General features: G+C 51.9%; 18 protein-coding genes. 7 read left to right on the top strand and 11 right to left on the bottom strand.

The annotated features are described in order from the left end of the window. Positions 1 to 178 precede the first annotated feature (178 nt). The 3 genes from MW898_RS24190 to MW898_RS24180 all read right to left on the bottom strand — a co-directional run bounded on the left by MW898_RS24190 (position 179) and on the right by MW898_RS24180 (position 3,477). A complete protein-coding gene (locus tag MW898_RS24190) occupies positions 179 to 847 on the bottom strand; it encodes a hypothetical protein (protein ID WP_248910863.1) in 669 nt (222 codons plus the stop codon). A gap of 14 nt (positions 848 to 861) precedes the next feature. Continuing rightward, positions 862 to 1,443: a hypothetical protein gene (locus MW898_RS24185; RefSeq protein ID WP_248910862.1), complete on the bottom strand. Its 582-nt coding sequence runs from the start codon at positions 1,441 to 1,443 to the stop codon at positions 862 to 864. Between the two features lie 450 nt (positions 1,444 to 1,893). Then, complete coding sequence (locus MW898_RS24180) at positions 1,894 to 3,477, bottom strand: aldehyde dehydrogenase family protein (RefSeq protein ID WP_248910861.1); 1,584 nt, start codon at positions 3,475 to 3,477, stop codon at positions 1,894 to 1,896. Positions 3,478 to 3,880: 403 nt separating this feature from the next. Between MW898_RS24180 and MW898_RS24175 the strand changes: the two genes are divergently transcribed. Beyond that, positions 3,881 to 6,097 carry a S9 family peptidase gene (locus tag MW898_RS24175; RefSeq protein WP_248910860.1) on the top strand — a complete coding sequence of 739 codons (2,217 nt, stop codon included), beginning with the start codon at positions 3,881 to 3,883 and terminating at the stop codon, positions 6,095 to 6,097. Between the two features lie 409 nt (positions 6,098 to 6,506). Here MW898_RS24175 and MW898_RS24170 read toward each other — a convergent pair whose 3' ends face one another. The 7 genes from MW898_RS24170 to MW898_RS24140 all read right to left on the bottom strand — a co-directional run bounded on the left by MW898_RS24170 (position 6,507) and on the right by MW898_RS24140 (position 15,316). Next, positions 6,507 to 7,847 (bottom strand): ABC transporter ATP-binding protein, encoded by a 1,341-nt coding sequence (locus MW898_RS24170; RefSeq protein WP_248910859.1) that lies wholly within the window; start codon positions 7,845 to 7,847, stop codon positions 6,507 to 6,509. Continuing rightward, positions 7,844 to 8,935: an ABC transporter ATP-binding protein gene (locus MW898_RS24165; RefSeq protein ID WP_248910858.1), complete on the bottom strand. Its 1,092-nt coding sequence runs from the start codon at positions 8,933 to 8,935 to the stop codon at positions 7,844 to 7,846. The genes MW898_RS24170 and MW898_RS24165 overlap by 4 nt, the downstream gene beginning before the upstream one ends. Further along, positions 8,935 to 10,101: an ABC transporter permease gene (locus MW898_RS24160; protein WP_248910857.1), complete on the bottom strand. Its 1,167-nt coding sequence runs from the start codon at positions 10,099 to 10,101 to the stop codon at positions 8,935 to 8,937. The genes MW898_RS24165 and MW898_RS24160 overlap by 1 nt, the downstream gene beginning before the upstream one ends. A 2-nt stretch (positions 10,102 to 10,103) precedes the next feature. After that, on the bottom strand, positions 10,104 to 11,084 hold the full coding sequence (locus MW898_RS24155) for an ABC transporter permease (RefSeq protein ID WP_248910856.1): 981 nt from the start codon (positions 11,082 to 11,084) through the stop codon (positions 10,104 to 10,106). A gap of 72 nt (positions 11,085 to 11,156) precedes the next feature. Further along, a complete protein-coding gene (locus MW898_RS24150; RefSeq protein WP_248910855.1) occupies positions 11,157 to 13,079 on the bottom strand; it encodes an ABC transporter substrate-binding protein in 1,923 nt (640 codons plus the stop codon). Positions 13,080 to 13,447: 368 nt separating this feature from the next. After that, positions 13,448 to 14,215: an IclR family transcriptional regulator gene (locus tag MW898_RS24145; RefSeq protein ID WP_248910854.1), complete on the bottom strand. Its 768-nt coding sequence runs from the start codon at positions 14,213 to 14,215 to the stop codon at positions 13,448 to 13,450. A gap of 63 nt (positions 14,216 to 14,278) precedes the next feature. Further along, a complete protein-coding gene (locus MW898_RS24140; protein WP_248910853.1) occupies positions 14,279 to 15,316 on the bottom strand; it encodes a proline racemase family protein in 1,038 nt (345 codons plus the stop codon). 93 nt (positions 15,317 to 15,409) lie between these two features. Between MW898_RS24140 and MW898_RS24135 the strand changes: the two genes are divergently transcribed. The 6 genes from MW898_RS24135 to MW898_RS24110 all read left to right on the top strand — a co-directional run bounded on the left by MW898_RS24135 (position 15,410) and on the right by MW898_RS24110 (position 22,938). Further along, complete coding sequence (locus MW898_RS24135) at positions 15,410 to 16,561, top strand: NAD(P)/FAD-dependent oxidoreductase (protein ID WP_248910852.1); 1,152 nt, start codon at positions 15,410 to 15,412, stop codon at positions 16,559 to 16,561. A gap of 69 nt (positions 16,562 to 16,630) precedes the next feature. Next, positions 16,631 to 17,791 (top strand): pyridoxal phosphate-dependent aminotransferase, encoded by a 1,161-nt coding sequence (locus MW898_RS24130; RefSeq protein WP_248910851.1) that lies wholly within the window; start codon positions 16,631 to 16,633, stop codon positions 17,789 to 17,791. Between the two features lie 142 nt (positions 17,792 to 17,933). Then, positions 17,934 to 19,424 carry a sodium/proline symporter gene (locus MW898_RS24125; protein WP_248910850.1) on the top strand — a complete coding sequence of 497 codons (1,491 nt, stop codon included), beginning with the start codon at positions 17,934 to 17,936 and terminating at the stop codon, positions 19,422 to 19,424. Positions 19,425 to 20,353: 929 nt separating this feature from the next. Further along, positions 20,354 to 21,145 carry an SDR family oxidoreductase gene (locus tag MW898_RS24120; RefSeq protein WP_248910849.1) on the top strand — a complete coding sequence of 264 codons (792 nt, stop codon included), beginning with the start codon at positions 20,354 to 20,356 and terminating at the stop codon, positions 21,143 to 21,145. Between the two features lie 127 nt (positions 21,146 to 21,272). Continuing rightward, on the top strand, positions 21,273 to 21,623 hold the full coding sequence (locus MW898_RS24115; RefSeq protein ID WP_248910848.1) for a cupin domain-containing protein: 351 nt from the start codon (positions 21,273 to 21,275) through the stop codon (positions 21,621 to 21,623). A 136-nt stretch (positions 21,624 to 21,759) separates the two neighbouring features. Beyond that, on the top strand, positions 21,760 to 22,938 hold the full coding sequence (locus MW898_RS24110) for a M24 family metallopeptidase (RefSeq protein WP_248910847.1): 1,179 nt from the start codon (positions 21,760 to 21,762) through the stop codon (positions 22,936 to 22,938). 51 nt (positions 22,939 to 22,989) lie between these two features. On the opposite strand, the gene MW898_RS24105 is transcribed toward MW898_RS24110, so the two are convergent. Further along, positions 22,990 to 24,207: a M24 family metallopeptidase gene (locus MW898_RS24105; RefSeq protein ID WP_248910846.1), complete on the bottom strand. Its 1,218-nt coding sequence runs from the start codon at positions 24,205 to 24,207 to the stop codon at positions 22,990 to 22,992. Positions 24,208 to 24,331 lie beyond the last annotated feature (124 nt).

Below are 24,331 nucleotides of genomic sequence, written 5' to 3'. Positions count from 1 at the left end.
GGTTATATTATATTCAACCAATAGATTAAATTACAATCTTTACGCTTCCATTGTGTTTACAATTTGTTTTTAATAAAAATTCGCAGACCGATATGTATACTTCGACATAGGTATACCCATATCATCAAATAGAATAGCTATTTGCTTTTCCTATCCGTGAGACGCACCTTGTGAGTCGCTATTTGCCCGTTGTGACATCGAGATCACCGTGATTTCTCGCGTGAATGGTTACTTTGAGGGAGACCATCTCGGAACGAGTTGAGCGAGTGCTGCCACTCCGCTTGACGACATGTGCGGGGATCTGCTGTGTTCCAAGGGAACTTGATCGTTCCTCTCCCGGCGCGAGCTGAAAATTCGACCCATTGACCGACACCTCTGCGACATCGGATTTGAATCTGACATTCGCTTTGGGAATCGGGGGGGCATTTTGTAACGAGATAGATTTGACTGGACGGTAGTCGTTCGCCAATGCGATGGGTGCCTCTGGAATTGAGCGATGGGTCGCGATGGTTCCTGGGGTGCTGATAGAGGACGTACTACTGACGACTTCGTTGTTAGATGTCAACGCCGAGCGGGTGGCGTCCGAAGCGACCGGAGTTAACATGATAGCACCTTTTTCGGTGTTCACCCGGTACTGAAGTGGGCGATGCGTCGCGATGGTTTTGACATTGTCTCTCAACAACTTATCAACGTCATATTCAATACCAATTTCGACCAGCTTCGTGCGGTTTACGGACTGCTCCGCAAGTACGTTGCCGGTGCTTAGCAGGCCAACACTAGCGGCGGCTCCTGTTGCTTTGAGAATGCTACGTCGGCTGATGGTATTATCGTGCTGTTTGTCGCTCATGCGTATTACCTTCGTTATGCGGAATCGGACGTTGCTTTGACGCCATCTCGCTCACACTGATTGAGGAGTCGAGTCCAGTTGTTGGCAGTATTGTTTGACCAGCAACTACCGCTTTGCTGAGATTCAGGGTATCCTGCTGCCATTGGTGTCGCGTTGTTGTTTGAGTAGGTCGATCCCAGATCATGCTCGTTGGTTCCTGGGATCATACTTTGAACAGTAGGGTTCGAATCGTTGATGTATGTATGGAATACTTCTTGAATGGCCAGACTTTTGTAGTACTCGACACCTCCCCAGCCCACAACTGCGTCTTGGGCTCTATTCCACGCACCGGGATCGTTTGGACTTTCGGCCCGCCCACCGATATTTTCGCCACCCACACAGAGGTGACATCCCTGATCGCTCGTCTTACTGTATGATTGCCACGAACTGTAGAAGTCGTAATTTGCTCCGTCGTTCAGGTTCGGATGTTCGTAACTGATGTAGATATTATACTCCTTGCACGCGTCAATATCCAGTAACTGTTGCCCAGTGTAATCTAGCGCGTCCGCGACATAGTTTTCTGCCGTATAGTCTTCGTTTTGTGTGTTCGGGTACACGAAGACTTGGAAATTTTCAGTGCTACTATTCGACGGTCTGCTTCCACTACGTATGAGTTGAAATCCCATACCTTGTATAGACATGACTCATATACTATTAAATTCTTTCTTACCGTTATTTATTAATCATTTATTTTTGATATTATATAGTGGAATAAGTTATTTAGGATTGGATAAATAATTGCGTCTTCGTAGTGGCGATCCTCAACATTTTAGTGCCAATTCAAGTTCTAAAACACTCCTCGATCGTTTTTAACGGAAATATTGATGGTACGATAACACACTTGGTGTGAATTCAATGTGGCCGAGTCTTTGCGACAATTTGGCCACCGATATTGCTGTCAGTGAGTAATCGAGAAAAGCAGCGGCGAATCTAGTTAACGGGTCCTTTCATTAGGTTGTATATAATATGAATGTTTCATCCAGACATGCAAGTAGAATTCCTACTAATTATTCAACAAGGGTTCGGCTTTGCTCGCGCATGAATTGCTGGAGGTACCAGTAACCACCGGCGAATTTGCCAGACGTACCGGAGAACTTCCATCCACCAAAGGGTTGAGCTTGTACCAGTGCACCCGTTGTTGCACTCTGATACCGGTTTACGTAGCACATTCCAGATTCAATGTCCGTGAACCAGCGGTCGATTTCATCGTCATTTTGTGAGAAGAGTCCTGCACAGAGACCATATTCGCTGTCATTGGATTTTTTGATACCTTCTTGAAGATCTGATATAGGATGAATGGTCACAAATGGAAGGAAATGTTCATCTTGAGCAAGCTCGTGTTCGTGAGGAATACCCGTAACTACGGTTGGCTCAACATACCTACCGTCAGGAAGGGTATCATCGTTAACGATAGCGCCTCCAGTACGAACTGTCCCATCAGTTCGTGCCTGCTTGGTTATTGTTTTATAACGTTCGAGTGCACTGTCATTTATGAGTGGAGACACAACAGTATCACGATTTTCCGCACGACCAATATTTAGCTGTTTGGTCTCCTCTACCAATTGATCGACAAAATCGTCGATAACGTCCTCAGAGACGTAGACGCGAGAGGTCGCTGAGCATTTTTGTCCACTAAACGAAAATGCCCCTTTCATGACGCCTTCGACTGCATCGTTGAGTTCGGCCTCGTTACTGACAATAACTGGATTTTTTCCTCCGAGTTCTGCTATGACCGGACCGCGTTTTCCCTGTTCTCGAAACGTTTTTTCGATGCCGAGACCGACTTCCCGGGAGCCTGTAAAGACGACACCTGCAACGTCATCATGCTCGATGAGAGGTTTACCAACCGACCGGCCACTTCCCATGACTAAGTTAATTACACCATCTGGAATTCCAGCTTCAGTGAGGATATCGAAGTACTTCTGGGCAGTCAGCGGCGTTGTACTTGCTGGCTTGGCGACGACAGTATTGCCAGTGATCAGCGCACCAGTGGTCATCCCCACGAGGAGAGCCATCGGGAAATTGAACGGCGAAATAACCGCGAAAACGCCATACGGTCGCAGCAGATTCGTTGTGTGCTGTCCGGGTGTTGGCTCACCAGTGTCGAATTGGTAACCGTCCGATCGCTCCAGTTCACGGCTGTAGAACCGAAGAAAATCAATGGATTCATCGATATCAGCCATCGCCTCAGTTCGATTTTTGCCATTTTCGAGTGACAGTGTCGCCGCAAGCTCAAACTTGCGATCTTGCATGATCTCAGCGGCGTTACGGAAAATATCGACGCGTACACTTACATCATAATCTTCCCACTCTCGGTGTGCGTCTTTTGCAGCACTAACTGCAGATTCGACATCTGTTTCGTTAGCTGCAGCGAATTCGCCAATTTCAAGCTCGAAATCACCAGGATTTGTAACACTGAATCGATTGTTGGTGTTAACTTGATCACCGTTAATCCGCAAAGAATGGTATTCTCCGAGTTTAGCTTTGACAGACTCAACAGCCTCTTCGTAGGCCTGATGAAATTCGTCTTCAATTCCGTTTTGTTGGTGCGTGAGCAACGTCAATTCATTATCGAATTCTACAGGTTGCACAGATAGAGGAATTGCTTGAACCCACTTATAATTTCTCTTCGGTTTCGTACAGAGCTATCTAAGTTGGTGGGAAGAACGAGAGGATATGGCGAAATACACATATTAGGAGAGCATCATCTTGAGAATCATTCTTAATTCTCTATTTTCCTGGCTTGCGACTCTCAGACTCAGGCGGATATTTCTCCGACAAGCTTTGCGACCATACGAATTATATATTACAACGAGAAATTGTATGCCATGCGAGTAGATCACATCTATATCAGCGGCAAAGAGTCGTCTTTCATTAAGCACAGTCGACAGCGCACAAGCAGTGTGATCAGTCACATGACCAGATTAAACCCGCCTTCATTTGATGTCCATGCCGATTTGAGTGTCTGCGATTCAACGGCAGGGGTAGTGTAAAATGGTTAATCGTGAACGGTACGAGCGAGCCGAGGTGTTCCTCCCGGAGAACGCCGAATCGTTGGTCTTGAACGAAGAGTTTGATGTACATTGGATTGGGGAGAACGATCGATTCTGGTACCGGCGCGAACAGCCAACGGGGACGGAATTCGTCCGCGTCGATCCCGAACAGGATGAACAAGCTCCTGCGTTCGACCACAAACAGCTGGCGGATGCGCTCGCTGCCGAAACCGGAGAGTCCTACGATCCGGAAGCGTTGCCATTCGATTCATTCGAGTACATCGAAGACGAATCCGCCGTACAGTTCGAGGCGGTGGGTGCTAGATACAAGTGCGATCTCTCCACGTACGACTGCGAGGAGATCACGGCAGATGAGGAATCAGATCCAGGCACGTCGCCAGACGGACGATGGGTCGCATATACCGACGATCACGATCTCTACGTGCGTGATACGGCCAATAGGGAAGTGATCCAACTGACGGCAGACGGCAAGGAACACTACAGCTACGCTACGCCGCTCCTTTCACCGGTTGAGATGGTTGAGGAAGGTACTGAAGACATCGATCAGCCGGTAGAGGTGACATGGTCGTCCGATTCGAAGCGGCTTATGACCTATCGACTGGATCAGCGTTCTGCCAACCGATTCGCACTCGTCCAGTCCACGCCCGAGGATCGACTCCGTCCACGACACTTCACCTACGCGTATCCGCTACCAGGGGAAGTTGGGCTGCCCATGGTGGAACCTATCGTCTTCGATCTCGAACAACGCACCCGAACTGATCTCGACATCGACCCGATACCGGTCCGCTACTACGGTGGAGAGCCGTTGTTCGAGTGGAACGACGACGGAGATCGACTGCACTACCTACACTGGCCGCGTGGGTACGATTCTGTGACGTTCCTCGAAATCAACCCGACGACAGGAGAGTCACGAACCGTAATTGATGAGCAGTCGGATACCGTGGTTGATCCACACGTGTCTGGAGCACACGTTGTTGACGGTGGTGCGGAAGTTGTCTGGACTTCGGAGCGAAGCGGGTATCACCATCTCTATCTCGTCGATGGAGCATCCGGTGAGATTACAAACCAGATTACAGATGGCGAGTGGGTCGTCCGCAATGTCGTCCGTATCGACGCCAACGCTCGGGAAATCTACTTCACAGCCAGCGGTCGGGAAGCGGGCCGTGATCCTTACTTCCGTCACCTCTATCGCGTGAATTTCGACGGTTCTGATCTCGTACTTCTCACGCCCGAGCCAGCAGACCATGAGGTCGAGATGTCGCCGTCAGGCGAGTTCGTTGTCGATACCTACTCCCGGCCGGACAAACCACCGGTCACGGTGTTGCGAAGCGCAATCGACGGTTGCGTGCGCATCGAACTGGAGGAAGCCGACGTCAAGCAACTGCTCGACACCGGATGGAAATACCCGGAACCGTTCGAAGCGGTCGCAGCGGACGGAGAAACCGATGTTTACGGACTGCTTTGGCGACCGTCGGATTTCGAATCCGATGAGAATTATCCGGTGATCGAGCAGATCTACACCGGGCCTCACGATTTCCACGTGCCCAAGACCTTCGCCGCGTACCGCTCTACCGCACAGTCAATCGCCGAGCTCGGGTTTGTGGTCGTCATGGTCGACGGCCGAGGGACTGGGCGCCGTTCGAAGGCTTTCCGAGATTACTCCTATGAGAACCTGAGCCGGAAGGGTATCGAGGATCACAAGGCAGCTATTCAGCAGATAGCCGAGAAATACTCCTACTTAGATCTTTCCCGCGTGGGAATCTATGGGCACTCCGCTGGCGGATACGATTCGACGCACGCGCTCTTTGAGCATCCAGAATTCTATCACGTTGCAGTTTCGTCGGGAGGAAACCACGACCATCGACTGGACAAGGCCTCGTGGAACGAACTTTGGATGGGGTATCCTGTCGACGATCACTACTCTGAGCAGTCGAACTGTACGATTGCCGATCGTCTGGAAGGAGAGCTGTTGTTAGTTCACGGCGAGCTGGATCAGAACGTCCATCCAGCCTCCACTCGTCGGCTTGTCGATGCTCTCATTGCAGCGAATAAGGATTTCGACATGCTCACTATCCCGAACCGACACCACGATCTTAGCGGAGACCCGTACTTCGTCCGCACGCGGTGGGACTACTTCGTCGATCATCTACAGGACGGAACGTCCCCTGAGGAGTACGATATCGATAGTTATCGATGACATCTGTGGATCACGCTGGTGGTGTTGAAATTGATCAATTTACGCTGTTGAAACACTCTGGCATTGGATCGAGTTAGTTTCGGTCGGGATAGTACTCCGTTTGGAACATTCATCATTCCACCGTGCACCGTTTCTTTCCCGTCGTACCGCGTCACACTTGCTCGTCAACCATCGATACCACTGTCTCGTAACCGATTTCTTCGCTAGAATTTACTCGGCGTCGTAGTCCCTGTTCTGCTTTGCCGTAGCTATTCGCAGGAATCTCCGGAAGGCTCTGAACCCACTCTTGGTAGCTGGTGCAGAGGTGATTGTTTCACATAAAGACCGAAGGCTACCCGTGAGAATTAGACGAAGGGGAATGCAAAAACCACTGCACAAGCTTCCACTGATGAATTTCCGTCCCTGTTTCTTAGTTTTCAGTCGACGCCGCTGATTCGGTCGTTTTCTTCGACCTAGGATGGTTGTAAAGATGACACGCGGATGAATGCCCTGTGACAGTCTCGTGAAGTCTGGGGTGATCTTTCTCGCAGACAGTCGCGAACTCGGTCGCGAGCAACTCGTCAGCCGCATCGAGGCTTTCGTTCACGATCGCTTCGAGTGCCTCATTGAGCACGTCTTCCGCGCTCGGATCCGATAGTGAGTCGGGGATCCCGTACTCCGTCCGGAGTGCAGCCGCGAGCTCGTCATCCGACACCGACGAGATGTCCTTGCCGCGGTCAACGCTCACGATGTTCTTGAGCGCGTTGAGTTCGATACTCTGATCGGTGAGAGCGAGCCGTAGATCCATCACCGACCGCCAGTGATCCTGCTCGAAGTCGTACCCCTTGGGCTGAATCACTGCCGGACACCGCGTGTGGAATCGACAGCCGCTCGGTGGATTCGCTGGGTCAGGCACATTACCGGAGAGTGGGATTCGATTCCCTCGGTTGCTGGGATCTGGCGATGGGATCGAAGCGAGTAGCGAGCGCGTGTAAGGGTGTTTAGGATCGGCGAACAGGGTCTCGGTGTCGGCGAGCTCGACAATTTCACCGAGGTACATCACCGCCACTCGATCACACACTTCTCGGACGACGCTCAGGTCATGGCTGATCAGGAGGATCGATACCCCGAACTCTGCTTGGATTTCGTCGATCAGCGTGAGTACTTCCGCTTGGATACTCACATCGAGCGCGCTCACCGGCTCGTCGGCGACGATGAGTTCAGGATTAACTACCATCGCGCGCGCAAGCGCGATACGCTGTTTCTGCCCGCCAGAGAATTCGTGTGGATACCGATCCACGTCGTTCGCCCCGAGGCCAACTCGTTCAAGGAGATCCTGAACGATCTCCCGACGGTACTCCCGTGGACCCACACCGTGGATCCACAACGGTTCGGCGACCGACTCACCGATGCTCATGCGAGGATCAAAGCTCGAATCCGGGTTCTGGAAGATCATCTGTGCCTGCCGCCGGAATTCCTTCAGCGATTGCTTGTCGTAGTCGGTGATATCCTCGCCGTTGAACAGTACGTCACCGCCGGTGGGTTCCTCGATGCGCAGTAGTGATGTGGCCGCCGTTGATTTCCCGCACCCTGACTCGCCGACCAGTCCGACGGTTTCACCGGGAGCGATGTCGAACGAAATGCCGTCGACCGCACGCACGCGGCCAACTTCCTCATTCAGTATTCCCTCGGTTATTGGATAGTGCTTAGTTAGCCCATGCACCTCGAGCAGTGGGTCGCTTCCGGACCGACGCGTGTCGTGCCCGGTCATTGTGCCTCACCTCCATCGAGTGAATCGTCCGGCGAGGCTTGCGTGCCTCCCTCATCACGTGTTCCTTGAACGGCCACACTCTCGCGGGCACGGTCGAGTTCATCGGCGTCATGCTCCGGGCCGTAATAAACACACGACGTTAGATGGATGTCACTGTCCGTGACGACGTGCAAATCTGGCTGGTCGCCAACTGTGCAGTCCTCAATTGCGTGCGGACACCGCGGATGGAATCGACAGCCATTCGGTGGATCGACCGGGTCAGGCAGTGATCCGCCGATGGTCCGCATCTCGCCACCCCGTCCGGGCAGACACGAAAGAAGTGCGTGGGTGTAGGGGTGGGCGGGATCCTCAAACAGCTCAAAAACATCGGCAGTCTCCATTACCTTGCCTGCATACATCACTACGACTCGGTCCGCAATCTCCGCAACCACGCCGAGGTCGTGAGTAATGAAAATGACGCTCATATCGAACTCGTCCTGAAGCTTCGAGAGGAGTTCAAGAATCTGGGCTTCAACGCTCACGTCAAGCGCGGTCGTGGGCTCGTCGGCAATCAGGAGATCTGGGTTGCATGATAGCGCCATCGCGATCAGGACACGCTGTTTCATCCCACCAGAGAACTCGTGAGGGTAGTCGTCAACGCGCATTGCGGCGTCCGGAATACCGACCTGATCGAGCAACTTGATGACGCGACGGCGGCATTCGTCCCCCGAGACATCTTCGTGGAGACGGATAGCCTCGCCGATCTGAGTACCAACCGTATAGACCGGATTCAGCCCTGCTTGGGGATTCTGAAAGATATGACTGATGCGGTTGCCACGAATTCGTTCGAGGTCCGTATCTGACATCTCGGTGAGGTTCATCCCGTCAAATGTCACGGTCCCCGCAACAATGTCACCAGGTGGCATCTGGAGAATCTTGGTAATCGATTCGCCGGTCACAGTCTTCCCACTACCCGATTCGCCGACAACGCAGACGGTCTCGCCATGAGCGACATCGAAGCTCACACTATCGACGGCCCGTACCGAGCCCTCATTAGTGAGGAAGTGAGTCGTCAGGTTCTCGACCGAGAGAAGTGGTTCTGAATTCATTATCGGTCTCCCTCCTTTGCGTTTGAATCCGCCTGCTGCCGTGGATCAAGCGCATCCCGCATCGCGTCACCGATGAAGCTGAACGCCAGCGCGGTGAACGCGAGGAAGATACCCGGGATCGTCGAGATCCACCATGCACTTGTGAGGTTGTCCCGTCCCAGTGAGATGGTTCGCCCCCACGAGAAGACGCCTGGATCACTGAAACCGAGGAACGCCAGCGTCGCCTCTCCGAGGATGAATCCCGGTATAAGTAGTGTCGCAAGCGTGATGATGCTATTCGAAACGTTCGGGATCATATGACGACGGACGATCGATCCCGTGTTTGCCCCGGCGGCTCGCGCCGCTTGAACGTACTCCTCCTCGGCCCGCTGGAGGCCCTCGCTCCGTGTGGCACGTGCGATCCCCTCCCAGCTGAAGATGCCGTACAGCGCGATGATGAACCAGAGCTGTGCGCTGAACAGGTAGATAATGATTAGCAACATCAAGAACACGGGGAACACGCTTTGGATGTCGACGTACCGCATCAGCAACTCATCTATCCAGTCACGTTCAATCGAGGTGGCGTACGCCGCTACTGTTCCGACGATCGATCCAATGCCGACCGCCATCACCATAGCGGTCAGCCCGACCTCCATACTCACGCGCATCCCGAAAATCACGAGCTTCGCGACGTCCATGCCCTGATCCGTCGTCCCGAACGGGTGTTCCCACGTTCCATCCGAACCAAGCGGGTTGAACACCGGTGGCGAGATCCGGTCGGTGAACTGAACCTCCGGCGGCGAGAGCACTATCGGGCCAACAATACCAATCACAAAGATCACAATTAAGAGTATAAGTGAGGCTACCGCGGCCTTATTCTTCTTGAACTCTTTCCAATAATACGCTGTCATCCGCGGGTTTTGATACAGCGGAACGACAGCGTGGAACACGAGTATCAAGAGTGTCCCGAGAAACATCCACTCGGCGCTGTTGATGTCCCACACAAACGGCCACGTGATTGTTGCACTCTTGTTCAGGAACGCGTAGTCGTACACGAACCCGCCGATCAGAACGGTGAATGCGATGATCTCGACGATCGCTGTCCGCGAGAGGCGAGCGGTGGAAACTGCCTGTTCCTCCCAGTCGATATCGGTGAACGAGGGTTGTTCCGTATCTTCTGCTGGCATAGTTATCTATCCCCGTAGTCGATGCGTGGATCGAGTACCACGTACGCGAGATCCTGAAGCAGGTATCCGACGATGGCGAGGAACGTCGGTATCAGAAACGTCGCCATCACGAGTGAAGTGTCTTGGTTGATCAACGCTTTGTATCCCAACAGCCCGATGCCGGGGATCTGAAAGATCACCTCGGTAACGAGCGCACCAGTCCACAAGATCGCAAGGAACTGTCCGACGAGGAAGGTCGAGAGCGGCACCAACGCTACTCGGAGCGCGTGGTGTATCATCAGTCGATATTCGCTTGCTCCCTTCGCCTTCGCAACTTTCATGAACTCGGCGTTAATGTACTCGAGAGTCTGATTCCGCGCGAACCGCATCTGACCAGCGAGCGACGTCGTCAGCACCGTGGCGGCCGGCAGTATAAGCTGTTTGATATTTTGCCATGAGAGCCAACCGTACTGTTGGGGTACTGTGGTCTCGTAGTATACTGGTAGCCAGCCGAGGATAACTGAGAATACCAGAATCAACACGATGGCGAACCAGAATTCCGGAATACTAATCCCGAAGTACGCGACGAATGACCCGGCATAATCAGTCTTCGTATACTGGTTAAACGCCGAGTACAGTCCAAGCGCGTACCCGATCAGTACTGAGATAACGACCGTCGGGATCAAGAACTGCGCGGAGTACGGCCACGCATTTGCGATCGCGGTCGTTACCGGCTGGTTCCGGGTCCGCGAAAAGCCCCAGTTGCCGGTGTACATCCCGAGGACGTAATCGACGTACCGCTCAGTGAGCGGTTTATCGAGTCCGTGCTGTGCTCTGATATTTTCCCGACATTCCTCTATGTCGCCAGTTTGTACGCCACAGCTCATTGTCGCACGCTGGATATTGGGATTCGGTGAGAACATTAGCCCACCGAACACGAGTGTCAATGTGATCCAAGTGACGACGACCGCCCACGCCACTCGACGTGCTACATACCATTTCATTCCCATTTTCAATTTATTATTTATCCATTGATCGTATCTGATGAATAAATCGAACTTTGTTCATATCAAGATCTATCCGTAGTAGTAATGGTCCCAGTTCTGGTTTACCCAATAGCTCTCCGCCGGGTTCGCCGGCAGGCCCTTGATTTTCTTTCGGTAGCCAGTGAAGGAGTGGGAGTTGCTCTGGAAAATTGTAGGTTGTGCCCGCGACAGCGATACGAGCATCTCCTCAATCGTCCCCTTGGCTTTTTCGCGAGAGGAGGTGGTCATAGCTTTCTTACGCAGTTTCTTGAAGTCTTTTTCGGGCACGAACCCATTGGAGTTGAACTGTCCCCGTTCGGCGTAGACCGACGCTACTGTGCCCGCCGGATCCACAGGTCCGTTAGTAGTTCCAAGTCCAAGCATGAGATCCCACGACTGTTTGGTCACGGCCTTGTCCCACGGACCGTAGTTGTACGACGAAGGGTGTTGTTTGCCGTCAGGGCCGTATCCGATCGGTTTGCTTTCACCTTTAGCTGGGTATTTTGCCTCGTAATAATTACTCAGCAGATTTGACCAATTCGTGGTTTCGAGTGTGACTTTGATGCCCGCTTCGCCGAGACGCTTTTTCAAATACTGGGCCTGAAGGTCGGTGATTGTATCTGATGTGTAAATACACTTCAGGTCAAGCTGGTTTCCGTTCGGACCCACGAACTTGTCGCCGCTGTAGCCGTAATCGCTCGATGTCCCCTCTTTCAGGAGCTGTTTGGCCTTATCGACTGTCCACTCGAACGTTTTGACCTTGTTTTTAGGGTAATACGGCCCCCAACTCGGGTACAATGTTCCCTGTGTTTCGCCTTTCCCGCTGAGGATCTTCTCAACCACGAAGTTCCGGTCGTAGAGGTTTGCCATCGCCCATCGAACCTTCTTGTTACGGAGCCCCTGCCACCCGTTCGCTCGGAGGTTCATCTGGGCGTACGAGGAAAACGCCACGAACGGATCTTTGAACAGCGTAATATCGTTACGCCCTTTGAAATTGTCAAGCTTCGTCGGCGGGATCCCCGCCATCTGGATCTCCCCTGACTTGAGTGCCGAACGCATCGTAGACGGTTCGCCAAACAGCTGTATCGAGAGCGTGTCCAGATACGGAGCTTCGGCCCAGACGCTTTCGATACGGTCGTCCTTTTTCGCCCACTTCCGGAGATAGTACTCGTCGTTTCGTTCATAGACGATGACTGATTGACGCTTCCACTCTCTAAGACTCCACGGGCCGAGGTTACCGCTGAACTGCGATTTCAACACTGCAGGATCCTTATCCAGTCCCTTTGCGTCCTTCTTTTCCACGTAGGGTTCGAGGATCTTTCGCGGTACCGGAATGCTGAAGCTAATCGGATCGTTGTATGGCCAGAAGGGTCGGGGGGTCGGGAGCTCTTCTCGGATTGTGTATTTACCGGTCTTCTCGTATTTGACTGGCTGGTCGTTAGTACCAACGTTGAATTGCGGTCCGAATGAATAAGGGTACCAATCGCTTGTCCAGACATTTTCGATGTTGTAAATATAATCTTCTGCGGTCAACTGTCCCCACTCATCACCATATCTGAGGTTGTCGCGGAGCTCTACTTCGACCACGTCATACGAATCCGAAATGTTCCACGATTCGAACCAGCGCGGTGCGATATCTTCAGGCTTTGACCCGGTTCGTAGCCAACCAGCATCAAACATCTGAGATACGGCATCAGACGTTATTTCTTCGTCTATCTGGAGTGGATTCAAATCGGCCGCATCCGCCTGTTGTCCCACGATGAAATCCCCACCACGGGATGGGGTTCCTGCATCCCTCTGTTGATTATCTCCATATTTAGAATCATCAGTCTGGTCTACACTACCATTATCACCCATACAACCAGCGAGGCTAGCCACACCCCCGAGGCCAATGAGCTTGAGTATACGACGCCGCTTCGGAGATGGAATTACTGTTGGTCCCTCGGGACCAGTACACTTGCTATTTGATGACACAATTCAGCTGTTATATTCTAAGCATATATATTTATCGTTAAAAAGATTCTGCGAATCTGGAATAATGAGACGTAGTTGTTCCAGCGAATTGTTTATCATGTGTGAATCTGAGTGTTGATAGAGACTAACAGCTGTTCCGGAGGACCGAACAAATATTATCGACAAGATTGTCCACCGATCGAATTTTATCGATTGGAATTACAAACGTACTTCTGTAACGAGCTACCCTGAGATGGCCCTCTGTCACCTCAGCACGTGCGTTCCTGAAACCGGAACGCAACTACTGCAGTTGTCCTCTATTAAGCATCATTAATAGTGGGTAGCAACGGCTCGATCCCAGCACTCAAAATACGATGTAACGATGGCCATTAAGAATATGTCACATTTATTTCGATGACGTTAGCTGCCTGTAAAATGAGTTCAGGAATCTCCTCTTCAAATCGGTGGCCTTTCATCCGAGTCGTCGGAGCAGCTATACTGATTGCACCAAGAACACGGCTATCGTTACTGAGGATGGGTGCAGCAACGCATTGCAAGCCCTCAACTCGCTCTTGTCCGCAGTATGCAACACCACGTTCGTAGATCTCCTCGAGTTCTTCAAACAGCATGTCGCGATCGGTGATTGTGCTTTTCGTTGACGCTGGGAGGCCATGCATGTCGAGTATCTCATTAACACGCTCTTCGGGGAGATGTGCAAGAATAGATTTTCCGAGCGCTGTATTGTGCAAGTACCGGCGCTTGCCAGTATGGGTGTCAAGTGTTACCGCCTTCTTGCCACGGGCACGATATAGATAGACACCACGGCCGTGTTCCTCAACAAGTAGGTTGGCGAGCTCCCCCGTTTCATCGGCGAGAGACTTCACTTCCGGTCGTGCAATCTCGTATATTTTTCGGCGTTTTCGAGCATACTCACCTATTTCAAAAAATCCTAAGCCAAGGCTGTACGTACCGTCATCGTGTTTCGTCACAAAGTCGTACTTTTTGAGTGTAGAGAGATGGTCATGAACTGTGCTCTTAGACATATCGAGACGACTGGCAAGTTCTGTTACGCCTGCAGTGTCGAGCTGTTTCAACATCTTCACGATGGTGATTGTGTTTTCTGTCGTTTGTAGAGTGGTCTTCGGTGGATGAGACATGACGGCTTCCCATTTGTGATGTTACTATAAAAATTGTTCCGTTCTGACGAACAATACGGTCCCTCAACGAAGGATGAACCCATCGCCGAACGGATCAGTAGGATCGACAAGGAACTCGTGGCGGCCAGTAACGTGGGCAGTACCTTGGATAATAGGACAGACAGCACTGTAACCACGGAAGGTCGTCTCGTTTTCATAGTGACCGGTAAAGACCGATCCGATAATACTCTCGACGGTGAACTCTTCTTGGGGGGCCAACCGACCGTCGTCCGCTCTGAGAGCAACACGCCCACTCACACCGGTACCGGTCGGACAGCGGTCCACTTCACCGTCGGCAAAGATACAGACATTTCTACTATCAACTTCATCCGCGTCCGGTGTGTCTGTCAGTATCGTTCCGTAGAGGAATCCAAGATCATCTTCGGTTGGGTGCTCGATATCAACCGTATTCGATACCGCCGCCTTCACTTTCTGTCCGATATCGATGAGTGTCTGCACGTTGTCTGGCTCAAGACGGACACCGAACTGCGATGCTTCACAATAAGCGTAGAATGCGCCACCGAACGCGATATCACATTCGACGGTTCCGTATTTGGGAACGTCAACAGTGACGTTGCGCTCGTAGACAAAACATGGAACATTCGAGAACGACACGGACTCAACACGACTATCGGTCATATGTGTCCATGTACGGACAAGGCCTGCAGGTGTCTCGATGACAACCTCATCACCAGGGGATTTAGAGATTGCATTCGTCTCGACAGCTATAGTGCCGAGCGCGATAATTGCATGACCGCACATCGTGCTGTATCCTTCGTTGTGGAGGAATAAAACGCCGAAATCAGCCTCATCAGCCGTCGGTTCGGTGATAACAGCACCGTACATATCAGCATGGCCGCGGGGTTCCCACATGAGCATTTTCCGATAGTCGTCGAGTTCCTTGCGCATGTAGCGCCTTTTCTCCAGTATCGTCTCGCCCGTTAGCTTAGGAAGGCCGTCAGTCACAATTCGGAGCGGTTCGCCGCCAGTGTGTGTATCGAGCGTTTGAATCCGATGCCAGTCGCTGGCTGGTTCGAAGGCGTTGAACGAATCCTCAATCATACGTCAGTCATTCGGCCGACCCACATAAAACCCCACACTAGGATTGAAGCGCTCACCACAACGTATTTCATCTACGACATGGTACGCGGTTTCATGCGAGCTGTTATTATCGGCGGTGGAATCATAGGTCTCGCCAGCGCGTACTACCTCAGTCAATACGACGTAGACGTGACCGTTTTGGAGAAATCAACGATCGGGGCTGGAAGTACTGACCGGGCGAACGGCGGAATTCGGGCCCAGTTCTCGTCACCGGTTAGTGCGGCGCTTTCGATGGAGAGTATCAAGGTGTGGGAGCGCTTTGCGGTTGAGTTCGATACGGACATCGAGTACCGTCGTCCAGGGTATCTCTTTCTTGCTCGAGCTGAATCTACGGCCGAGCAGTTTCACGAGAACGTCCGAAAGCAGAACGAACTCGGTGTAGACAGCGAATTTCTCACACCTCAACAGGCGAAAGAACACTGTCCAGAACTACACGACGAACAATTCGTTGGTGCGACGTACTGTCCGACTGATGGCTTCGCAGATCCCCACCTCGGACTTCAGGGTTTTTCAATCGCTGCGAACGAAGCCGGTGTAGACATCCAGACGAAAGTTGCAGTAACAGACGTGTTGTGCAACGCTGAAAGCGTCGTTGGTGTCGAGACGGATGCCGGGACTATCGAGGCCGATTACGTCGTTAACGCTGCGGGTGCATGGGCAGCCCACGTCGGCGAGATGGCAGGACTTGAATTACCGGTCTCACCGAAGCGACGACAGTTGATGGTCGTTGATCCAGAGATCCCCGTCGAGGAGGACATCCCGTTCACGATTGACATCGACCGGAGTGTCCACTTCCGACCCGAGCGCGAAGGTAGCGCAGTGGTCGGCGGCCATTTCTCTAACGAGGATCCCGACAAAGACCCAGATCATTCAAAAACTAAGATGGACCTTGATTGGGCAGCAAAAACTATTGAAGAGGCATCAAAGTGTGCAAACTACTTCGGTCCCGAATCACGCATTAAGCGTGGCTGGGCAGGGCTGTACGCCGTTACGCCCGATCACCACCCGATTATCGAAGAAACAGTACCGGGATTCGTCAATGCTGTCGGATTCTCTGGACACGGATTCATGCAAGCCCCAGCAACAGGACAGATTGTCGCCGAGATCATCGCCAACGGAGCACCCTCACTCGTAGACGTGTCCGACCTCACAGCTGATCGCTTCGACCGTGACGCTCATCTCGAAGAAGGGACTGTCATTAATTGATGAGTATGGTTCGACGACAACTCTGCCGAGAGTGGTGGATTTATTATCTTTCGTGTGATGTGACAAACCGTGCTTGATCGCCAGCCAGCCGCTAATAGAATGGAGTACATACCGTTCTCGGGAATTAGGGAGATCCTTGAGGAGTGCGACCGGCTCGAAACAGCCGGGAAAGACGTTATCCACCTCGAAATTGGACGTCCAGATTTCGACACACCAGAGCCAATTAAGGACGCTGCTGTCCAAGCGCTCGATGCCGGTCGAGTCCACTACACCTCGAACTACGGAATCTCACCACTCCGAACAGCAATTGCAACGAAGTTCGAGCAGGAGAACAGCCTCCAATACGAGTCCAGTGAGATTGTTGTAACCACCGGCGCAACGGAGGCTGTATTCGTGAGCGTTCTCGCGTTCGTCGATTATGGTGAGGAAGTTCTCGTTCCAGATCCTAGTTGGACGTACGAGCCGAGCGTCCGGATGGCAGGAGGAACGCCTGTCCGCTACTCACTCGATGCTAGTTCTGGTTTCCAACCCGACCTCGGCGACCTCGAACAGTGCGTCTCTGACCGAACGAAACTGCTGATTGTCAATAGTCCAGGAAATCCTACAGGTGGTGTGCTTGACGAAGAGCACATCGAGAGACTTGCAGATTTCGTCGTCGAACACGAACTTATCGTCATCTCGGATGAGATCTACGAGAAAATACTGTACGATGATGCGACACACCGCAGTCTCGCAGCGCACGGCGACCTTTACGATCGGACCATTACGATCAACGGCGTCTCGAAAGCCTATTCGATGACTGGGTGGCGCCTCGGATATCTTGGCGCGCCAGCCGAGCTGATCGATTCAATCATCCGTGTTCGGCAGTACACGACAACGTGCGCACCCTCGCTCTCACAGTACGCCGCTGTGCGTGCTCTGAGTAGTGGCCTCCATGAACCGATGGTCACGGCGTTTGAACGCCGACGAAATCGTGTGTTAGAGCGTATCGAAAAAATCCCAGGGATGTCGTGTCCGTCACCAGTCGGTGCTTTCTACGCATTTCCAACGATCCCAGATGGACAGCCCAGCGAGGAGGAATTCGTTTGGGCTCTTCTTCGGGAAGCAGGGGTCGCGTTCGTTCCGGGAACGGTCTTTGGTCCATCAGGTCAGGGTCGAATTCGGATCGCTTACTCAAACGGTCTCAACCGAATTGATGAGGCGTTTGATCGACTCGAAGACTGGCTATAATATGGGCAACAACGACTTTCATCAGTAATACCCGCGGTTCTGATACGCGAGCCGTGCCGTAGCAAGTATCGACAACCATAATATAACATTCATTAATTATATATGTAGTACCTGCTATACTGCTGTTTGAAGGTGTGAAAGTATGGTACAAGCAGGCATGAATACAGCGATCGGTTCAGTTGGATACTTGGTATTGGTTGCACTTGTTGGATTGTGGGGTACAAAAAAGGTCGAATCGGAAGATGATTTCTTCCTCGGTGGTGATCAACTTCCGGGCTGGGCTCTGGCGCTTTCTGAACGAAGTTCGGGAATGTCTGGTTGGCTACTGTTGGGCATACCGGGATTAGCGTGGTCCGCAGGCCTCTCTACAGTCTGGATCCTCGTCGGTACAGCCGGTGGCGCGATCGTCCAGTGGATCATATACGCCAGACCGTTCAGAGAGGGACGCAAGGAGACAGGCGCAGTAACACCGATTGGATTGCTCGTTGAGAAACTTCCGAGCGACGCTCCAGCCTTGCGTCTCCTCCCTGCGCTAGTGACGTTCGTGTTTTATATGGGATATATTGGCTCGCAGTTTCTGGCTGGCGGTAAAATATTCGAAGTCTTCGGGATTGATCCAGTTATGGGAATAATCATCGTTGCTGTATTGATTATCGCGTATTCCTTTGCAGGAGGATTTATTGCGAGTGTATGGACTGATGTCCTTCAAGCATTCCTCATGATCTTCACCCTTATCGTTCTGCCTGGTATCCTTTTTGTGGGTGCTGTCGCCGATCCCTCATTCTCCGTCATAGGTGGATTGGAAGCCACTGGTAGTGGGAGAGCCTCATGGTTCGGTGGAAAGACTGGGACCGCGGTACTTGTCCTTCTCGGAGCAAACTTGAGTTGGCTATTTGCGTACTTCGGTGGATATCCTCACCTGTCTGTTAGAATGATGGCATTACGCAATGAGAATGACCAACAGACAGCTGTGATTGTTGCAACGGTTTGGGGAGTGCTAACCGCAGTCGGTGCAGTTCTCCTCGGTCTAATGGCACGCGTTCTCCATGGTGCACCCCAAGCGATGCAAGCGGATCGAGAGATGGTACTTCCATACATGGTTCTTGAACACACACCGGGGATTCTCGGCGGGGTAATGCTCGCTGGTGTTCTTGCTGCGATGATGTCGACCGTGGATTCCCAACTTATTGTGGCCAGTTCTGCTGCCTCACAAGACGTCTACAACAATGTCCTCATGAAGGGAAGAGCGTTCAGTGAAAAGGCAAGAATGCGAGTTTCCCGTGCAGCGACACTGCTCATTGGTCTCGTTGGTCTGACCATCGCACTCTTCGGAGAGGACCTCGTTTACACCCTAGTGAGCTATTCGGCGACTGGTTTGTTTTCGGCGTTTGGGCCGGCGTTTACGCTCTTATTTTTCTGGAAAGACAACCTCTCGAAAGCCGGAGTCATCGCTGCGTTTTTCGTTGGACCAGCCATCACCATTCTTTGGATTGCATTTGGAATGACATCAGTTGTAACCGTCCGACTCATTGCCCCACCGATCGGTTTTGCGGCCGCAATCGTTGCATCACTCATCTGGCCGCACGATAAAGTGGCCGACCGGTCGACCGATGTCTCGACAGCACAGGATTAGCAGTGTAAGGTACTCTGAGTCGTCTTTCACTGGACTTACTATATCCTTTTCTAGCAAACCATTGCCGCTGTCGGTAGCCATTGGATGGACCAAACATAATCCACAGGAATATTTTTACCTAATTATTATTGAAAATGGGCTTGGTTTGATACAAATTGATGATCACTAACGTAAAACATAGATATATCAAGATGTCTCCCCGAGCGAAACATATATATGCTTCCGTGCTAAAAGCGAATCTGTCGAAGCAAACGAAACCGTAGGTGACATTCGTTGCGATCTCGTCAATGGAATCCCGAACGATTTGCTACCAGGTAGGAACACTCGCTTCGACGCATATCAGTAAACACCACCCAATGACCGACGTTACACCCGACAGGGACGGAAACCACTCTGGACGGTACGCCAGCATCGAAACCGGTGTGGATAGTGTCATCATCTACGATTTGGACGATCCTAACGCCTGGCTCAAATCAGATTGCCTAGCTTCTGTTCGGGAGTAGCCCCCTCCCACAGCTAGGATCTTTTTATTGACTAGCAGATCAACTTTGTCTCATTGACGTAACGCTGGTCAATTGCATTAGCGATAATGAGAATACATTCTATAACCAATAGCGTCAAAATATCAGACAACCTATTATAGTCCAGTACATAACGAAGTCATCTGCAGTCGCTTCATCAATGAGGACGAGTCTCCAGAACAAAGCCCAACCATTCGAAAGCGAGCATTTATGATACACAAGCTGTTGGCGAATCCTTGTGCCTCACCATTTGAAGTCAATGAATCTACGATCTCTCAATAATTCGTATGGCTCGATACAATGTAGAGATTAGTAGCTATCGGATCAATTCATGCTAGATCATCTTCTTCATTCTATCTCCCCAACAACAGAACGACTAAGTGAAACCCACTCGCCAATCGAATTGCTATGAGCTTTGAAATTGAAGACAATGTAGCACTGGTTACAGCGTCAAGTCGCGGGCTAGGCCGTGCGTCCGCTGAAATACTGGCACGAGAAGGCGCAAACCTCGTACTCAATGGGCGGGACGAATCCAAACTCGATGAGACAGTCACTGCACTTGATGATCTTGGTGACGGTGATGTGCTTGGTATCACTGGAGATCTGACAAAGGAGGAAGACATCAAAAATCTCGTCGCGACAACGCTCGACGAATTCGGACAGCTCGACCACCTTGTTACGAGTGCCGGCGGTCCTCCGAGCGGACCGTTCCTCGAAACATCCGATGAGGACTGGTATCGTGCATTCGACCTACTCGTGATGAGTGTTGTTCGTCTCGTCCGTGAATCTGCTCCTGCTCTCCAAGACGGCGACGGGGGGACAATCGTCACAATTACTTCTCGGAGCGTTAAGGAGGCAATTGACTCACTAGTGCTCTCAAACTCGGTGCGAATGAGTGTTGTTGGGCTCGAAAAGACCCTGTCGAAAGAATTGGCACCGAAGGTCCGCGCGAACGCCGTGCTTCCCGGTCCACACGAAACAAGTCGGATCCAAGATCTCATTGATCAGGCGGTCAACCGTGGTGAGTATAACTCGTACGAAGAAGGGTTAAGCGCACGGAGCAACGGAATTCCGCTTGAACGAATTGGCGAACCGCAAGAATTAGGCGAAGTAGTCGCCTTTCTCTCTTCTCCTCGATCGAGCTACCTGAACGGGGTCGCCATTCCAATCGATGGGGGTGCAGGTGCCGCAAATCTTTGATTGGCATGGTTGGTTTTGTAGTGTGAACCAGGGATCACTCCCGAATAGACCGGTATAGCAATTCGTACGATTTTCGTTGCGTCCATAATCTTAATGAGAGAGGTCCTCCACTACACAAGTGGAACAGATGAAGCATATCAACTTTTCCGAGGCGGAGACATACGAACCCGACGAGGGATGGCGACGAGTTTCCCTCGCTGGCAGCGACCAGTTCACATTCGAGTGGTTCGAGAAACCGCCTGGACACTCATCTCCCATGCACGACCACGAAAACGAACAGGTGTGTATCGTGCTACAGGGAGAGATTACGATCCATACTGAGAGTGAATCTGTGACGCTCGAACGATTCGATTCTGTCTGGCTTGAGGCGTGGGAAAAACACCGCGTCGAGAATACGGGCGATGAAACCGCCATCGCTATCGACGTATTTGCACCTGGCCGCGAATTCGACTTCTGGACGGACCGTGAGGAGCGTTGAATCAGATAGTTGGTGAGTAAGCTCCCGACAACCACGCATCACACGACCACTCGTTTTCGAAAACCTACCCTCAGCAGCGGACGCAGAAAGTAGACGACGTGGGTACACTTATGATCGTGCCCTACTCAGTCTCGTTATGCGTTCGCACACTATCCCAAACGAGGAGCTTCGGGATCGACAGCAGCGACTACTCGATAAGGCCCACGACCGCGGATTCGCGGGAATTGTCCTCTTTCGCGCGCTTAATATCCAGTATCTCACAGGCATGTCCCATCAGCAGACCGAGCGTCCGTGTGCGTTGGGATTAACAGATGAGGCTCGTCAGATCGTTGTCCCTCGACTCGAACGTGACCACGCAGATGCTGACAGATTTGAGTACGACACCGTTCGGACGTACTTCGATTATCCGCAGAGTGAGCCAATGATGGCTGTCCGAGAACTGTGCAAGGATCTCGAAATTGCGTCTTCGAGTGTTCTTGCCGACACAGACGGCAGTCCGGCCCGCTACGGATACGAAGGACCACCACTTTCGGAGATCATATCCGGATGCGTTCACACCGAGGATATTGTGACGAGTATGCGTGAGGTGAAATCTGGAACAGAGATTGAGTTGGTGGCCGAAGCGAGTCGTTGGGGCGACTTCGCGCAACGACGACTACAAGAGAAATTGACACAGGGACGACGACCAATTACGATCGCATACGAGGTAGAAGGCGAGACAACGGCAGCGATGCTCGATACACTCGGAACGAAATACGAAATGAAGAACACCCATCCTGTTAGGTGCATGTTCACCGCTGGTCCGACAACCGCTGAGCCACATAGTGTGAACGGAGCACCACCGATCGAGGATGGAGACACTATTGTCACTATCATTACCCCAACTGTTAGCGGCTACACCGCGGAACTTGAACGGACGCTATTCGTCGGTGAACCGGATGCCAATCAGCGTCACTACTTCGAAATAATGAGAGAGTCTCAGCAGATTGCGTTTGATACCGTCGCACCGGGTGTTGAGTATGCCACCGTCGAAGAGGCGGTAATGGACTACTATGACGAGAATGGTGTCAGAAAATACACCCAGTGTCACGTCGGACACAACATCGGGTTAGAGAGTCACGAGCGACCATATCTCGATCGCGGCTACGAGGGGAGGATTCGAGAAGGTGAGCTGTTTACCATCGAACCGGGACTGTACGTCCCTGAACTCGGAGGGTTTAGACATTCGGACACTATCGCCGTTACCTCAGATGGGTGTACGTCGTTGACATCGTATCCACGTGACATCGAGTCACTCACCGTCACAACCAATTAATCCGCATCTTTGGTGGATAGCGCTCTCGGCTGCATTCTGATCTGAGATCAATCAGTACGTGATGATGTTGCTCTCGATATCCTTCGGGTAATAGGTTATTTCCTCAACGCCGTCTTCGGTGACAAATACTGTGTCCGAGTGACGGTACCCAGCTACGTCGGGAATGAAAAGGGCTGGTTCGACCGTGTAGACACGGCCTGGTTGCATGACTTCATTGCTCCCACGGTCGAGGAATGCCCGCTCGTGAACACCCATCCCGATGTTGTGGCCTGTGTGGTGCTGTGTATATTCGAGGAGTCCCTGCTCGTCGCAGTAGTCGTGGACAGCCTGATCAACCTCCGCGACAGGAACATCCGGCCCCATAGTATCTATCGCAATCTTCTGCATCTGTAGCATCTGTTCGAAGTAGTAGCGGTGATCGTCGTTTGCCTCACCGACAAACATCGTCCGTTCGAGTTCAGTGATGTAGCCACCGGCATTAGCGCTTGCTCCCGTAATGAGAATATCTCCGTGTTTAAGTCGACGATTCTCAGTTAGTCCATGTGCGAGCGCCGTGTTCGGTCCCGAGAGAAATCCACAGGACGCCGGGAAACCCCCACGAAGATGGGAATCATACCGCTCGCCAAGCGTATCGAGCATCGCCATCGACGCATCGAGACTTGCACGCTTTGCGACCCATAGCTCGTGTTTGCCTGGCTCGGCATATTCATCTAATTTCCTGTGCGCGAGATTACCCCACTTAGCGGACTCACACATCAGTTCGTACTCGACTTCGGATTTTGTTTTCCGGAGTTCTTTTATCCAGTCAACCGTCTCGACCGACATATTGGCAATGTCGCTGAGCTGCGGTCCCGCATAACCCCAGTATCCCGGAGCACCGTCCATATCTGCCACAATGGTCTTGATGTTAAGTTCGGTCAACATCTCCGCAATTGTCTCCTCGGGTGTTGCTGAGGTGTGATAATGGTAGGTTGATCCCTCGCGTTCGCCACCAGGGTAATCGTAGTAATGATAAACCTCATCCAGCAGCGGGAATTCGTCGCTCGTTGCGCGGTCGAGTTCGAGACGAGGCACGGTGATATGGATCTCCGACTGAGTGACTGCAAGACAGACCGGGCGCTCGGTCTGGAGATGGTGGAATCCACTCAGCCACTCGATGTCCATCGGCGTAAACAAACAAAGCGCGTCTTTGTTTGTCTCCAAGAGGTTTTCTCGGACGATGTCGATCCGTCGTTCAAACTCTTCGGTCGGCACGCTGGTTAATGCCATTGGTTTACTCATATTCGGGATACCTAATAAAGGTTCAGCGACCGGCAATCAACAAACACATATCATAAAATAATAGTATCTTGAAAAAATGTCTCATGGCATTATCATTTGTTAATTTACCATT

The sequence above is a fragment of the Halocatena marina genome (assembly GCF_023276375.1).
Taxonomy (GTDB): Archaea; Halobacteriota; Halobacteria; order Halobacteriales; family Haloarculaceae; genus Halocatena; species Halocatena marina.
This window is presented reverse-complemented; position numbering and strand designations above follow the sequence as displayed.